Below are 14,432 nucleotides of genomic sequence, written 5' to 3' on the forward strand. Positions count from 1 at the left end.
AGCGGCCGCCCGACGCTTGATGCGTGTCGGGCGGCCGCTCGGTGAGGTCGTATATGTGGAAAGGCGCTACTCCAGCTCAAAGGCTCCGGTGTAGAGTTGGTAGTAGTAACCGCGCTTGGCGATAAGCTCCTCATGGTTGCCGCGCTCGATGATACGACCGTGTTCCAGGCAGATGATCACATCGGAGTTGCGCACGGTCGAGAGACGGTGGGCAATCACGAAGGTGGTGCGGCCATTCATGAGGGCGTCCATGCCGCGCTGCACGATGGCCTCGGTGCGCGTATCGATGGAGCTCGTGGCCTCGTCCAAGATCATTGCGGGAGGATCGGCCACGGCGGCGCGTGCGATAGAGATCAGCTGGCGCTGCCCCTGGGAAAGCTGCGCGCCATTGCCCGAGAGCATGGTGTTGTAGCCTTCCGGCAGGCGGGTGATGAAGTCGTGTGCGCCGGCGAGCTTGGCTGCGGCGATGCACTCCGCGTCGCTTGCGTCGAGGTTGCCGTAGCGGATGTTGTCCATCACAGATCCGGTGAACAGGTTCACGTCCTGCAGCACAACGCCCAGACTTCGGCGCAGATCGGCCTTGCGGATCTTGTTGATGTTGATACCGTCGTAGCGAATCTTGCCGTCGGCAATGTCATAGAAGCGGTTGATGAGATTGGTAATGGTCGTTTTGCCAGCACCGGTGGCGCCCACGAAGGCGACCTTCTGGCCGGGCTTGGCAAAGACGCTCACGTCGTGCAGCACCGCGTGGTCGGGCGTGTAGCCAAAGTCAACGTGGTCCATGCGAACGTCGCCGCGCAGTTCCTCGTACGTGAGGGTGCCATCGTGGTGCGGGTACTTCCAAGCCCAAAGACCCGTGTGCTTGTCGGTCTCGATAATCTGGCCCGTAGCGCGGTCGCGCTCTGCATTGACCAGCGTGACGTAGCCCTCATCCTCTTCGGGCTGCTCGTCAATGAGCTCGAAGATGCGGTCTGCACCAGCAAGGCCCATGACCACGGCGTTGATCTGCATCGAGATCTGGCCAATCTGGCCGCAGAACTGCTTGGTCATGTTGAGGAACGGCACCACCACAGCGATGGAGAGCACCGTGCCGGAGATGGAGAGGTTCGGCACGTTGAGCGCCAGGAAGATGCCGCCGGCAAGAGCGACCAGCACATAGAGGAGGTTGCCCAGGTTCATAAGGATCGGCATGAGGATGTTCGCATACATGTTGGCCTTCTGCGACACCTCGAACAGTTTCTCGTTGCGCTCATCGAAATCGGCCTCGGCGGCGGACTCGTGGCAGAACGCCTTAACGACCTTCTGGCCGTTCATAACCTCTTCGATATGGCCCTCGACAACACCCAACTCGGTCTGCTGTGCGATAAAGAAGCGCGCGGAGTTAGAGCCCAAGAGCTTGGTCATAAAGGCCATAAAGGTAACGCCGGCGATAATCACCAGGCACATCCAGACGGAGTAATACAGCATGATGAAGAACACCGTGCAGATAACGATGATCGTCATGAGCAGGTTGGGCAGCGACTGGCTGATCATCTGACGCAGCGTGTCGATGTCGTTGGTGTAATGGCTCATGATGTCGCCGCGCTGGTGCGTGTCGAAGTAGCGAATCGGCAGGTCCTGCATGCGGTTGAACATCTTTTCGCGCAGCTTCTCGAGCGAGCCCTGCGTGACGGTGGCCATTGCGCGGTTCCAGAAGAGCGAAGAGAGTACGCCGACGGCATAGATGCAGCCAAGCGTCGTTGCCAGACTCAAGATCTGCGGACGCGCTGCCTCCCAGTCGCCGGACTGCCATGAGGCGCTGATGATCTCGAGGGCGCGCTGCAAGAAGGTGGCGCCGATGGAGTTGATGACGGCGCAAACAATAACGCCAATCGTTACCAGGGGCAGGAGCACGGGATAAAACGAGAAAAGCGTTTTGATGAGGCGGGAGAACGTGCCGGGCTTACGGTTCTTGGCGCGCTCGGCGGTGGTTGCCTTACTCATGCGCCTCGCCTCCTTCCTGCTCTGCTGCATCCAACGTGGGCGCCTGGGCCTCTTCGGTCATTTTGTTTTGCGAGGTAAAGGTCTCGCGATAGATTTCACTCGTCTCGAGCAGCTCGTTGTGCGTGCCGATCTGCGCGATGTGACCGCCTTCCATCACGATGATGCGGTCGGCTTCCTGTACGGAGCTGATGCGCTGGGCAATGATGAGCTTGGTCGTATCGGGCAGATACGTGGCCAGGCCCTCGCGGATCTTGGCGTCGGTCTTGGTGTCGACGGCACTCGTGGAGTCGTCCAGAATCAAGATCTTGGGGCGGCGCAGCAGGGCGCGGGCAATGCACAAGCGCTGCTTTTGGCCACCGGAGACGTTGGAGCCGCCCTGCTCAATCCAAGTGTCGTAGCCCTTGGGGAAGCCGTCGACAAATTCGTCGGCGCAGGCAAGACGCGCGGCTTCGCGCACCTCTTCGTCGGTGGCGTTGGGGTCGCCCCAACGCAGATTCTCGGCGATGGTGCCGCTGAACAGAACGTTTTTCTGTAGCACCATGGACACCTGATGGCGCAGCGTATCCAGATCGTAGTTGCGTACGTCCACGCCGCCTACGCGCACGGTGCCCTCGGTGGCATCGTACAGGCGTGCGATAAGGTTTACGAGCGAAGACTTGGCGGAACCCGTGCCGCCGATGATGCCGATGGTCTCGCCGCTCTTGATGTGCAGGTCGATGTTATCCAGGGCCTGACGCTCGGCGTGCTTGGAGTACTTGAAGCTCACGTGGTCAAAGTCGATGGAGCCGTCGACAACGTCGGTGACGGGCTCGGCGGGATTGATAATGGTCGGCGTGGCGTTGAGCACCTCGACGATACGATGCGAGCTCTCGTCTGCCATGGTGACCATGACAAAGATCATGGAGAGCTGCATGAGGCTCATGAGGATCTGGAAACCGTAGGTAAGGATTGAGGAGAGCTGGCCCACGTCAAAAATGGTTCCCTGGCTCGTGATGATGATCTTGGAGCCCAGGTAGATGATGGTGACAAAGGCGCCGTTGACGCAGATGTTCATCATAGGGTTGTTAAAGGCCAGGAGCTTCTCGGCGCGGGTGAAGTCGGCGCAAACGTCGCGGGCGGCACGGGCGAATTTCTGCTTCTCGTGATCCTCGCGTACGTAGCTCTTCACTACACGCATTCCGGTGACGTTTTCCTCGACAGACTCGTTGAGCGCATCGTACTTATGAAAGACACGCGCAAAGATGGGACGCACCTTAAAGATGATGAAGAACAGGCCAAAACCCAGGATCGGGATGATGATTAGATAGACCATCGCTACGCTGCCGCCCATGGCAAAGGCCATGACAAAAGCGAAGATAAGCACCAGCGGGGAGCGCACGGCGATGCGGATGAGCATCATGAATGCTTGCTGGACATTGGTGATATCGGTGGTGAGGCGCGTGACGAGCGAGGAGCTCGAGAACGTGTCGATGTTGGCAAAGCTAAACGTCTGGATCTTATAGAACAGATCGTGGCGCAGGTTCTTGGCAAAACCGCAGCTGGCGTGGCTGCAGGTGATGCCCGCTGCGGCACCAAAGGCAAGCGAGCACAGCGCGATAATCGCAAGGATGCCGGCGGTGGGCAGGATCTCTGCGACGGTGGCGCCGTCTTTGATGGTGTCGATGAGGTTTGCGGTGACAAACGGGATGCTCATCTCGCAGATGACCTCGCCCAATACCAGCAGCGGGGTGGCGATGGTGACTTTCTTATAGTCACGAATGCTTGCTGCAAGAGTTTTAATCATCGAGTCCCTCCCAAGTGTTTCGAATCTTGTTGAGCATGGTGAGCAGCTGCTCGCGCTCTTTGAGCGTGAGAGCAGAGAACGCTTCACTGCGGAATTTGATGCGCGCGGCTTGTTCAAGTTCTGCCTGGCGCATGCCTTCTTCCGTGAGCTTAATGATGAGCTGCCGGCGGTCTTCGGTGCTGCGCGAGCGCTCGATGAGTCCGATGGCTTCGCACTTGGAGAGAATCTCGGAGAGGGAGCCGGGCTTGAGGGCAAAATGCAAGCCCAGTTCCTGCTGGGAAATCTTGCCGCCATGTTTGGCGATCAGACAGATGATAGGGGCCTTGCCCGATGCGCCGCCGCCGTGAAAGTGCAGGTAGTGACCACAGTAGCCAAGGCCATTAAGAATCTGCTTTGCAAGCATGTCCTCGGCGTTTTCGGGTTCCGGCAAGTCTGCCGGTTCTTCTCCGAGAGTGCGGGGGATTTCGCATGCATCGCAGGTTTTTTCTGCTGTCAAAAGGTCACTCCTTTCGTTCTTTTTTGATTTCTGAGGTACACGAATAATGAGGGTACCGCACGATATATAACTGTCAAGGTACCGAAGGAATATTTTGAGAAGAACATATGCCGTCCGAGGAACGCTTTGCATGCCTGCGCGCAGGGGCGCGTTCTTGCGCGGCGACGCCGTGGTGCCGGTTCGTTACAGCTGCTTGAGCAGGGCCTTGCAGCCGGCGAGAACATCCTCGTAGGTGGCGTCGAAATTGCCGGTGTACCAGGGATCGGCGACATCGCGATCGCTGCCGGTAAGACTCAAGAGCTTGATTAGCTTGGCGCAATCGTCGGCCTGTGCTGTGGGTTCATGCTCGAAGATGCGGCGAAGGTTTCGCATGTTGGCGCTATCCATGCCGATGATGAGATCCCAGTTGGCATATTCCTTTGCGCGAACCTGTCGTGCGCGGTGCGGCACCAAGGGTATGCCCGCCTGGCGCAACTTTGCGACAGTTCCATAGTGCGGCGGGTTGCCGATTTCTTCGGTTGAGGTTGCCGCGGAGTCGATGACAAACTCTTCGCTGCGGCCTGCCTGGTGCATAAGCTCGGTGAATACCGACTCTGCCATGGTCGAGCGGCAGATATTCCCATGGCAGACAAAGAGAACGCGGTGGACGGGCTTTGGGCTATTCATGACCAGCTCTCTCCAAACGAAGCCAAGTACGACGCATTATCGAACGGCGTCCCTAGGCCCTGACGATGCCAGCGAGCGCGACAGGTTCATGCTGGGAACCTCGATTATGCGCCAGAACACAACGGAGACGAGCATGCTTGCGGGCAGCGAGACCGCGGCAATCGCGAGCGGGTCGACAATCCCGAGCCTGGGCAGCAGGGCAACGAGCGCACCGATGACCATGGCGTGGGTAAGGTAGAGGCTGTACGACACCTTTCCCAAAAAGACCATGGGGGCCGCAGAGAGCGCACGGCGTGTGAACCCGTCGGCGATCGCGACGACAACCACCACCAGGCAGGCCGCGTTCATGGCGGTGGACTTCAACGCCTCGAGGACCCCACCGGGATGCCACACGAGCGAGAGCTCGATAACACCAACGGAGGCCACAAGCAGCGCCAGCTCGGCCAGCATTGAAAGCTTGACGGCCTTGATTTTGTCGAATCGCCGGGCCACCATGACGCCAAGCCAGAACATCAGGCAAAGGCGCAGCGGAAAGTAGCCCGTCCAGTGCGAGACAAGCACCGCAATAAAGGTCGCAACAACCGCCAGACCCGTCCGGCGAATCCTTGATATGCACCAGATGGCCAGCGGAAGCGTCAGGCTAAACCAGAGCTCCCAGCTCATGGACCAGACGGGAGAGTCAACGCGGACGAGCTGCGCGCCAAAGAGGTTGTTGCCGCCATCGGACACGTTGAACAGCACGTCGAACTGCATGAGGATGTCATGAACCGCAGCGGGAAGGCCTGCGTCGTAGGTAACAGCAAGCGCGGAGCGCGAGGTGGACCCCAGGCGCCAGGCCACGTAGCCCATAGGAAGGGCCAGCGTAATCGCCGCAAACAGCGGCCCGCAAAGGCGGACGACCCTTCTTGGGTAATAGCCAAGCCAGTCGTACCCGCCGTTTCCCATGTGCTTAAAGGGAACAAGAGACAGCACTATGCCAGATAGGATGAAGAACACCATAACCGACGCGGTGCCAGGGAAGAGGCTCGGACCCCCCGCGCCAAACGGCTTGACCATGATGTCGACGTGATACAGGAACACCATCAGCGCCCCGAGCCCTCGAAGACCGTCAAGCGACAAAACGCGTTCCTCGTGTTTTGGCATTGCTGCCCCTTTCCTTATGCTCGTCAATATAAGCGTCCAGTATACTCCCAGGGTATTCCACACGAGGTAACGACTGTCCGTGCTCCGTAAGCGAAAATCCCGACTTTTCCAGACATTAATCTAAGGATGCGACAGGTAGCGTCATGGCATACAAAGAGGACGCGGTGCGGCTGCATAGGGGCTTCTCGGGGTATCGGTTGCAAAGCATTTGGGCGCACGGCTTTGTGCGGGCGGTCCACAGGTAAACAATTCTATCGAGAGTCTAGCGGATGAGTGTCCCTTATGCGTCTCTGCGCTACACTGGGGCAATCGCGGCGCCGTGTGGACGCTCGAATCGCTAAGGGGACCAGATGAAAAACATCCAGCAACTTTTGCTGATTAACGACATGTGCGGCTATGGCAAGGTGGCGCTTTCGGCCATGCTGCCCGTGCTTTCGCATATGGGCTACCGCATTCATAACCTGCCTACGGCCTTGGTGTCCGATACGCTCAATTATCCCAAGTTCTATATTCACGACACTACGGAATATGTGCGCGAAAGCCTTGCTATCTGGGAAGACCTGGGCTTTGAGTTCGATGCCATCTCCACCGGTTTTATCGTTACGGAGGAAGAGGCGCGCATCATCTCCGATTTTTGCCATCGCCGCGCAAAGACGGGCACTAAGGTGTTTGTCGACCCCATCATGGCCGATAACGGCAAACTGTATGCCGGCGTGCCGGAGTCCACGATCGGCCTTATGCGAAGCCTGGTAGAATGCGCGGACTGCGCGGTGCCCAACTATACCGAGGCATGCCTGCTTACCGAGACGTCTATGGAGAGCGAACTCACTTCCGAGGCGGCCCGTGCGCTGGTCGATGCCGTGCGCGACCTTGGCGCTAAATCGGTAGTTATCACCAGCTGCAAGGTCGAGGGTGCCGATGTCATCGTGGGTTTTGACCATACGACCGGCGAGTATTTCACGGTGCCTATCAATATGCTGCCCGTGTATTTCCCCGGTACGGGCGATACATTCTCCAGCGTGCTGCTGGGCCGCGTGATGCACGGATGGTCGTTGGAACGTGCTTCCGCCGATGCCGCACGTGTGGTGCGCGAGCTTATTGCTCGCAATGCCGATCAAGAGGATAAGTCTGCGGGCATGCCTATCGAGGCTTGCCTTGACGTGATTGACGGTGAGTAACGTGGCAAACGAGGCGATGGGCGAGGGAACCGCGAGTCTCAAGCCCGCAGGGGCGCCGCGTGGCAAGCGCCCGAGCATTCACATTACCTGCGTGGACCAGCTGGGGAAGTGTCGATGTCATCATGGGCACAAGCCGGGCGATGTCTTTGACTTCGACCGCGATCGCGGCAAGCTCTGCCCCATGGCCTGTCATGTGGGGTTCCCCTACATCGATATTCTTCGCTACGGAGGTGCTGTTCCCGGCAACGAGCCCGGTACTGCCAAGTTCTGCTGTCCCGAGGTCGATACCCTCAATGTCTTTTTGGCCGAGGTCGTGGAGTAGTTCGGGCCTGAGCGTCTCGATTGGTCGCAAAGAGATTTCGACGAGAGCCGAGCTCTCATTGCAAGAAGTCGTCCTTAGAGCGTCTGCAGAAATTCTAAGGACAAGTTTTGGCCTTAACTTGTCCTTAGAATGCCGTGCGTTGCTCTAAGGACAAGTTCTCGTTCTTACACAGAACAAAAAGCGGGGCGCACCTCAATTGAGATGCACCCCGCATTACTTGCTATGCCGCAAAGGCTTACATGGCAAAGTCGCCGCCGATGAGGCGGGACACGGACTCCTCGTTATACACAGCGGCGATGGCGCTGGCAAACTCGTCGGCCACGGTGATGGTCTTGATCTTGCCGCCAACCTCGACGGGGATGGCGTCGGTGACCACGCACTCCACGATGGGGGCGTCGTTCAGGCGCTCGATGGCCTTGCCCGAGAAGATGCCATGGGTGGCGCATACGTAGATGTCGCCGGCACCCAGGGCCTTGAGCTCACGGACGTTGGCGCACAGGGTGCCTGCGGTATCGATCATGTCGTCGTTGATGATGCAGGTCTTGCCCTTGATGTCACCGATGATGCCCATGACCTCGGCCTGGTTGTGGTGCGGACGGCCCTTGTGGGCGATTGCGAGGTCACAATCGAGCATATCGGACAGCTTCTTGGCTGCCTTAGCGCGGCCCACATCGGGGGACACGACAACGAGGTTCTCCTTGTCGAGGTTCATGGCATTGTAGTAATCGGCGAACAGCGGCAGGGCGGAAAGGTGGTTGACCGGGACGTCAAAGAAGCCCACGATCTGGCCCTGGTGCAGGTCGAGCGTGATGATGTTGTTCACGCCAGAGCACTCGAGCAGGTCGGCGACCAGACGAGCGGTGATGGGCTCGCGGGGAGCGGCCTTGCGGTCCTGGCGAGCATAGCCGTAGTGCGTGATGACGGCGGTGATGGAACGGGCAGAAGCGCGCTTGGCGGCGTCGGCGGCCACCAGCACCTCCATGAGCATGTCGTTGACGTTCTCGCCGGCGATGGACTGGATCAGGAAGACATCGGCGCCGCGGACAGTCTCCTCGTAACGAGCGTAGATCTCGCCATTGGCAAACTGCTCAAGAGCGAGGCCGGAAAGCTCGACCCCTAGGATGTCAGCGATTTTCTGCGCGAGCGGACGGTTGGAAGAACCGGAATACACGCGCATGGTCTTGTAGATCGCCCGCCTTTTGGTGGGATCGTTAGTTGGCATCTGCCCCTACTCCTTAGTACGTACTTGACCCTTGTCGTTGAGCTAGTTGCCCGCGTTGTGGCGCGTGCCCCAGCCCTCTATGATGCACTGCTTGGTGCGCTCGAGAGCAAGCGCGCCATCAGGGACATCCTTGGTAATGGTTCCACCGGCGCCTGTTACGGCGTCGGATCCGATATTAACGGGAGCCACCATCATAGTATCGGAACCGATGAAGGTTCGGTCGCCAATGGTGGTCGGATTTTTATGTTTGCCATCGTAATTGCATGTGATAGAGCCGGCGCCCACGTTCACGCCCTCGCCCATGGTGGTGTCACCGATATAGGAGAGGTGCGGAACCTTGGAGCCGCGGCCGATGGTGGACTTCTTGATCTCCACGTGCGTGCCGGCCTTAGAGCCGTCGAGCATGTGAGTGCCCGGGCGCAGATAAGCGCGCGGGCCGCAGTTGACGTTGTTCTCGAGGACGGCCTCGATGGAGACGGTCTCGTCGACCACGCAGCCGTTGCCCACCTGGGTATCGATAAGGCGGCTATTGGGGCCAAGCTGGCAGTTTTCGCCCACATGGGTGTTGCCGATCAGATGCGTTTGCGGCCACACGATAGTATCGCGACCGATGGTGGCGTCGGGTCCGACCCATGCCTGTGTGGGGTCGAGGAATGTGACGCCCTCGGCCATCCAGTGGGCATTGATGCGGTCGCGTGCGATGGCGGTGAGTTCGGCGAGCTGAGCGCGTGAGTTCACGCCCAGGCCGTCGCGATAGTCGTCACAATGGAAGATGGTGACGGACTGGCCTGCGCCTTTGAGGATTTCGAGCATGTCGGGCAAATAGTATTCGCTCTGCGCGTTGTCGTTGGTAATCTCGCCGATATGCTGCTTGAGCTGGGCGCCATCGAAGGCGTAGCAGCCGGCGTTGCACTCAAGGAGTGTTTCGGACTGCTCGGGCGTGCAATCTTTCTGCTCGATGATACGGGCGATGGAGCCGTCTTCGTCAAGTTCAATGCGTCCGTAGCCAAAGGGCTCGGGCGGAGTGAAGGTGAGAGCGGCCGCGGCGTAGGTGCCGCCGTCTACGGTTTGTGCGAACTTTGCTACCGTGTCCGCCTGGATGAGGGGCAGGTCGCCGTTGAGCACCACAACAGGGCCGGCATCGATGCCGCAAGCCTCGATGGCCACCTTTACGGCGTGGCCGGTACCCAGGCGCTCAACCTGCTCAACCGTCTCGACGGTGATGGGGGAGTTGACATATGCATCTTGGAGAAGCGCGCGCACTTCGTCTGCATGGCTTCCCACGACAACGATCACGCGGCTGCAGCCTGCGGCGATCGTAGCGTCGACGATCCAGTTGATCATCGGCTTGCCAAGGATCTTATGCGATACCTTGGCATGGTTGGACTTCATGCGTGTGCCCTCGCCGGCGGCGAGGATGATGGCGGTTGCGTCCATGCTTCTCCCGGGTTGTTTGGTATGTACTGCGCGGTGGCGCTTACTGCCGCGACAGGTTTTGATGATACCGCAGGCGGGGGCGTGAATGGCGTGCGGATGACACATGGCATCAAGAGCACAGCAAAGATGCGCGATGGGCATGCGTTATGGGGTTTGCGCATGGCGACGTGGGGGCGTTTTGAGAGCCGTTACAATAGCGAAAGCGAAGGTGACACGGGATGCATGGTCCCGCCGGAGGAGTTTTTGATGCGATTGTTCCAGAGTGCCGACAGGTCGGGGGCGCACGATGCGGGTTCGCTTCGAGCGGCGTTGCGCATGCGGGCTTATGCCCTTGCTGCCGTGGTGCTTTTGATGGCTGGTTTTGCCTCTCCTGCTGTAGCGCGGGGCGCAGATGTTGCCGAATCGACCTTTAATGATCCCTACACCGCATGGGCTGGCTATGCAAGCACTGCCGCAGCGGGCGCTCCGGTGGGCGCCGTGCCCGTTATGGCGCCGGCAAGTGACAAGGTGCTGTGGAGCGCGGACGCGGGCGCTCCGTGCGCTGCTGTCCTTCGTCAGCGCGGGCAGGCAACCTATCTATATCTTTTGGATAAAACAAGCCTGGCCCAGTATGACGCGACGAGTGGCAAGGTTTGCAAGCAGGTGTCACTGCCCGCGCAGTCGCTCGGTTCGTGTATGTTTGCCGATAGCGCTTTGATGGTTCCTTTGGCAGACGGCCGCCTGGCGGCATATGACGAGGACCTAACGAGCGCATGGGTTTCTGGCGAGGGTGTGCCGCTGGGCGTGGAGGGCGCAACGTGGAGTTCGTGCTCCACGCCTGTGTACGCTGAGGGCTGCGTGTTCGTGACGTTTTCCTATCGGGGGAACGGCTGCTTGGAGACCAGAGTCGCCTCGTTTTCCTCGGTGGACGGGTCACTGCTGTGGCAGGAGGATCTTGCGCTACCGAAAGGGGCTTTGCTTGATGGCGTTGCTACGGGCGAGGGCGCTCTGCCTGCAGCGCTTTACTCGCAGGGCCGTTTGCTGGTGAGTGGCGCTAACTCCGTGGCCTATTTGCTCGAAGCTGCTTCGGGCAAGCTGCTCGACAGCGCCGCTACCGCTTCGGCAGGGCTGGCGTCGTGTGCCTCGTCGGCATCTGCGGGCGCGGCGGGAGAGGGCGAGGCCCTTGCCGTTGCGGCGTCCGATGGAACGGTTTGCCTGGTGGAGGCTGCCGATTCGAGCCTGCGGATCGAAAACTCCGTGATTCTTGGTTGCGCCCTGTCTTCCTGCGCCCCGGTGTGCGTTGACGACGCGGTGTACGTGGGAGGCTCCGATGGATCTGTCTATCGCCTGACGAGGGACGGTACCGCGCTTTCGTTGCGCGCCGATGCCCAGATTCCCGTATGCTCCAGCGCAATAAGCGAGTTGCTGCCGGTTGCCTACGGAGAGAAAGCTTCTGCCATGACACTCGGCGTGTATGCCCAGGCGGAGGATGGATTGCTCTTTTATATAGAACAGGCAAACGATTCCAAGGCTTCGGTCCAGCGCATTGCGGGCAAAGAGGGGACGGGAGGCGGGCCTTTCGACGCTGCGGCCGCGCCCCTTTCGCATGCGCTGTCGGTAAATCGCGACGGCTCTGTTTTTGCTGTGTCGCGCGGGGAGCTAACGGTGTTTGCCGCCGATGAGAGCCGAACGGTAAATACCCCGGTGGGCGGCTCGAATAGTCTCGATACGCTCGGCGCATCTTTGGCAGGTGTCACACTTCCCAATGGCGCGGGCCTTGGTGTTGGCGCTTTGATTTTTGTTGCGGCATTTGGCGCATATGCCGTGATTCGCAACAAGGGCGGCCGTCGCTTAAGCGACGAAGGTTTGGATGTCTGGCGAAGCCGAGAGGACGACAGGCGTTCATGAAACAGCGGTCTTTCTACGTATTCGAAACATCGCATCCCGCCGTGCCGGCGTGCTACGTAATCGTCACGCTTTGCCTTACCATGGCGGCGATGCAGCCGGTGCTGATTGCTATTTCGCTCATCGGGGCATTTGCCGCAAACTGCTGCGCACGTGGTCCGCGCTCAACCCTCGCGGGCCTTCGCTGGCAGCTTCCCATCATCGCCATCATCGCGCTGTTTAACCCGCTTTTTTCCGCCTCGGGTTCTACGGTTCTTTTTTACCTGGGTGCCCGGGCTGTTTATCTTGAGAGCCTGATGTACGGTTTAGCCATGGGTGGCCTGTTTGTGGCAAGCACCCTGTGGTTTATGGCCGGCTCTCGTATGTTGACGTTCGATAAGGTTATGGCGCTTTTTGGCAATGTGGCTCCCGTGGTTGCGCTGATGATTTCGGGCACGATGCGGATGATTCCGCGTTTTGTGCGCCGGGGGCATCAAATCCTTGCGGTCCAGGGAGCACAGGGCGTGCCGACAGCAGGTGCGGTCGATGCAGTAAAGAGCCGCCTGCGTCTTTCTTCGGTGTTGATGGGCTGGGGTATGGAAGACTCGCTGGAGATGGCCGATGCCATGCGCGCCCGCGGCTGGGGCGCTGCTCCTCGCCGTACTACCTACACGCGCTACCGCTTTCGCGCCCGGGATGTGTATGCGCTCACGGGCTTGCTTCTTGTCGCCGTGCTCTGCTGCGTACTTGCCATGGTGGCGTGCAGCCAGTTCTTGTTCTATCCCGTGCTGAGCCGCTTGGTTGTCTGGTGGGGGTACGTTCCCTATGCCGCATGGATGCTGTTTCCGGCCGCGATGCATGCTGTGCGCTCGAGGAGGTTTGCATGAGCGAGACATACGATTGGAACGAGACGTCGGCACCCGCTGCAGCCATCGCCGTGGAGGGGCTTACGTTTTCGTATCCGCAAGCCAAAGCCCCCGTGCTGCGCGATTTGAACTGGAAAGTTCCCCGCGGCGCCTTTGCCATACTTGTAGGTGGCACCGGATCGGGCAAGTCGACATTGCTTTCTCTGCTCAAGTCGCAGATTGCGCCTACGGGCACCCGTGAGGGCTCGCTTGCGGTGGACGGCGTTGACGTTGACCGGCTCGACGACGCACGGAGCGCGCGGAGCATAGGCTATGTATTTCAGAATCCCGATAACCAGATCGTGTGCGAGAGCGTTTGGCACGAGATGGCATTTTGCCTTGAGAATCTAGGTACCCCGCAAGACGAGATGCGTCGCCTTATAGCCGAGACCAGCTATTTCTTTGGCATCGACGATTGGTTTAGACAGAGCACCGATTCGCTTTCGGGCGGTCGCAAACAGCTGCTCGCCCTTGCCTCGACGCTTGTGGCGCAACCGTCGCTGCTGTTGCTCGATGAGCCTACTTCGCAACTCGATCCGGTGGCCGAGCGCAATTTTCTCCATGCCCTCTTTCGCATCAACCGCGAGCTGGGGTGCACCGTGGTGGTGGCTACGCATGCCCCGCGCGCGATGATTGATTATGCAACCTGCGCGTTTGAGCTTGTAGATGGGCAGGTACGAGAGATTTCCGATATGGAAGCGCTGCGCATACGGGAGCCGCTGGTAGATACCGGCAAGACCGTGCCCCCGCGGGTGCAGTGGAAAGACGCCCCTTCCCCGCTCACGTTTGACGATGCCTGGTTTAGGTATGATCGCGAATCTCCCTGGGTGCTGCGAAACCTTGACCTGCGTGTTGCCAAGGCGCAAATCCATGCGTTGGTAGGCGGCAACGGCTGCGGTAAATCGACGTTGCTCACGCTTGCGGCGGGCTCGTCACGCCTCCAGCGTGGCAAGTTGCGTGCCGGAGATGGGCGGCGCGTGCTGTTGCCGCAGGACCCCCGCGCCCTGTTTGCCGCCGAGACAACGCTTGATGAGCTGATGGAGTGGTCTGGCCAGCTTGGCTATGGCGAGGAAGAGGCGCATCGGCTGCTGGAGAAGCTGGGCCTTACGGCACAGGGATCTGTGCATCCGTACGATCTTTCGGGCGGTCAGCAACAGTTGCTCGCCATCGGCAAGCTGCTGTTGACAAAACCGGACGTGCTGCTGCTCGATGAGCCCACTAAGGGATTGGACGCGCAGGCACGCTCAAAGGTTGCGCATGTGCTTCTTGACCTTCGAGCCCAGGGCAAGACCGTGCTCATGGCGTCGCATGACCTCGATTTTGTGCAGCAGGTGGCCGACACGGTATCCATGATGTTCGATGGCGAGATTGCCTCTACCGAACCCGTAACGACGTTTTTTGCCAACAATGTGTACTACCGGCCGTAAAGGAGCT

At 59.4% G+C, this 14,432-nt stretch carries 12 protein-coding genes; 5 read left to right on the plus strand and 7 right to left on the minus strand.

Features of this window, described 5'->3' with window-relative positions; all coding sequences use genetic code 11:
• Window positions 1–66: 66 nt before the first annotated feature.
• The 5 genes from HF320_RS00605 to HF320_RS00625 all read right to left on the minus strand — a co-directional run bounded on the left by HF320_RS00605 (window position 67) and on the right by HF320_RS00625 (window position 6,071).
• The gene (locus tag HF320_RS00605; protein WP_169276624.1) at window positions 67–1,983 is read right to left on the minus strand and encodes an ABC transporter ATP-binding protein; all 1,917 of its coding nucleotides are present in this window, start codon (window positions 1,981–1,983) and stop codon (window positions 67–69) included.
• Window positions 1,976–3,766 (minus strand): ABC transporter ATP-binding protein, encoded by a 1,791-nt coding sequence (locus tag HF320_RS00610; RefSeq protein ID WP_169276625.1) that lies wholly within the window; start codon window positions 3,764–3,766, stop codon window positions 1,976–1,978. The genes HF320_RS00605 and HF320_RS00610 overlap by 8 nt, the downstream gene beginning before the upstream one ends.
• Window positions 3,759–4,262: a MarR family winged helix-turn-helix transcriptional regulator gene (locus tag HF320_RS00615; RefSeq protein ID WP_248276540.1), complete on the minus strand. Its 504-nt coding sequence runs from the start codon at window positions 4,260–4,262 to the stop codon at window positions 3,759–3,761. Before HF320_RS00615 ends, HF320_RS00610 begins: the two co-directional genes overlap by 8 nt.
• Window positions 4,263–4,445: 183 nt before the next feature.
• A complete protein-coding gene (locus tag HF320_RS00620) occupies window positions 4,446–4,928 on the minus strand; it encodes a low molecular weight protein-tyrosine-phosphatase (RefSeq protein WP_169276626.1) in 483 nt (160 codons plus the stop codon).
• Window positions 4,929–4,964: 36 nt separating this feature from the next.
• Entirely contained in the window at window positions 4,965–6,071 is a 1,107-nt protein-coding gene (locus tag HF320_RS00625) for an acyltransferase family protein (protein ID WP_169276627.1), read from the minus strand.
• A gap of 350 nt (window positions 6,072–6,421) precedes the next feature.
• On the opposite strand from HF320_RS00625, the gene HF320_RS00630 reads away from it, so the two are divergent.
• Complete coding sequence (locus HF320_RS00630) at window positions 6,422–7,249, plus strand: PfkB family carbohydrate kinase (RefSeq protein WP_169276628.1); 828 nt, start codon at window positions 6,422–6,424, stop codon at window positions 7,247–7,249.
• Between the two features lies 1 nt (window position 7,250).
• Complete coding sequence (locus HF320_RS00635; RefSeq protein ID WP_349290673.1) at window positions 7,251–7,571, plus strand: TIGR04076 family protein; 321 nt, start codon at window positions 7,251–7,253, stop codon at window positions 7,569–7,571.
• A 235-nt stretch (window positions 7,572–7,806) separates the two neighbouring features.
• Here HF320_RS00635 and HF320_RS00640 read toward each other — a convergent pair whose 3' ends face one another.
• Window positions 7,807–8,793, minus strand: coding sequence for a ribose-phosphate diphosphokinase (locus tag HF320_RS00640; protein WP_169276629.1), 987 nt, complete (start codon window positions 8,791–8,793; stop codon window positions 7,807–7,809).
• A 42-nt stretch (window positions 8,794–8,835) separates the two neighbouring features.
• Window positions 8,836–10,230 (minus strand): bifunctional UDP-N-acetylglucosamine diphosphorylase/glucosamine-1-phosphate N-acetyltransferase GlmU, encoded by a 1,395-nt coding sequence (glmU, locus tag HF320_RS00645; RefSeq protein WP_169276630.1) that lies wholly within the window; start codon window positions 10,228–10,230, stop codon window positions 8,836–8,838.
• A 246-nt stretch (window positions 10,231–10,476) separates the two neighbouring features.
• On the opposite strand from glmU, the gene HF320_RS00650 reads away from it, so the two are divergent.
• From HF320_RS00650 to HF320_RS00660, 3 genes are read left to right on the plus strand one after another with little or no spacing between them, the layout of a single operon-like run.
• A complete protein-coding gene (locus HF320_RS00650; RefSeq protein ID WP_169276631.1) occupies window positions 10,477–12,117 on the plus strand; it encodes an outer membrane protein assembly factor BamB family protein in 1,641 nt (546 codons plus the stop codon).
• Entirely contained in the window at window positions 12,114–12,980 is an 867-nt protein-coding gene (locus tag HF320_RS00655) for an energy-coupling factor transporter transmembrane component T (RefSeq protein ID WP_169276632.1), read from the plus strand. The genes HF320_RS00650 and HF320_RS00655 overlap by 4 nt, the downstream gene beginning before the upstream one ends.
• Entirely contained in the window at window positions 12,977–14,425 is a 1,449-nt protein-coding gene (locus HF320_RS00660; RefSeq protein ID WP_169276633.1) for an ABC transporter ATP-binding protein, read from the plus strand. Before HF320_RS00655 ends, HF320_RS00660 begins: the two co-directional genes overlap by 4 nt.
• Window positions 14,426–14,432: the final 7 nt, after the last annotated feature.

The organism is Collinsella acetigenes (assembly GCF_012844445.1).
Taxonomy (GTDB): Bacteria; Actinomycetota; Coriobacteriia; order Coriobacteriales; family Coriobacteriaceae; genus Collinsella; species Collinsella acetigenes.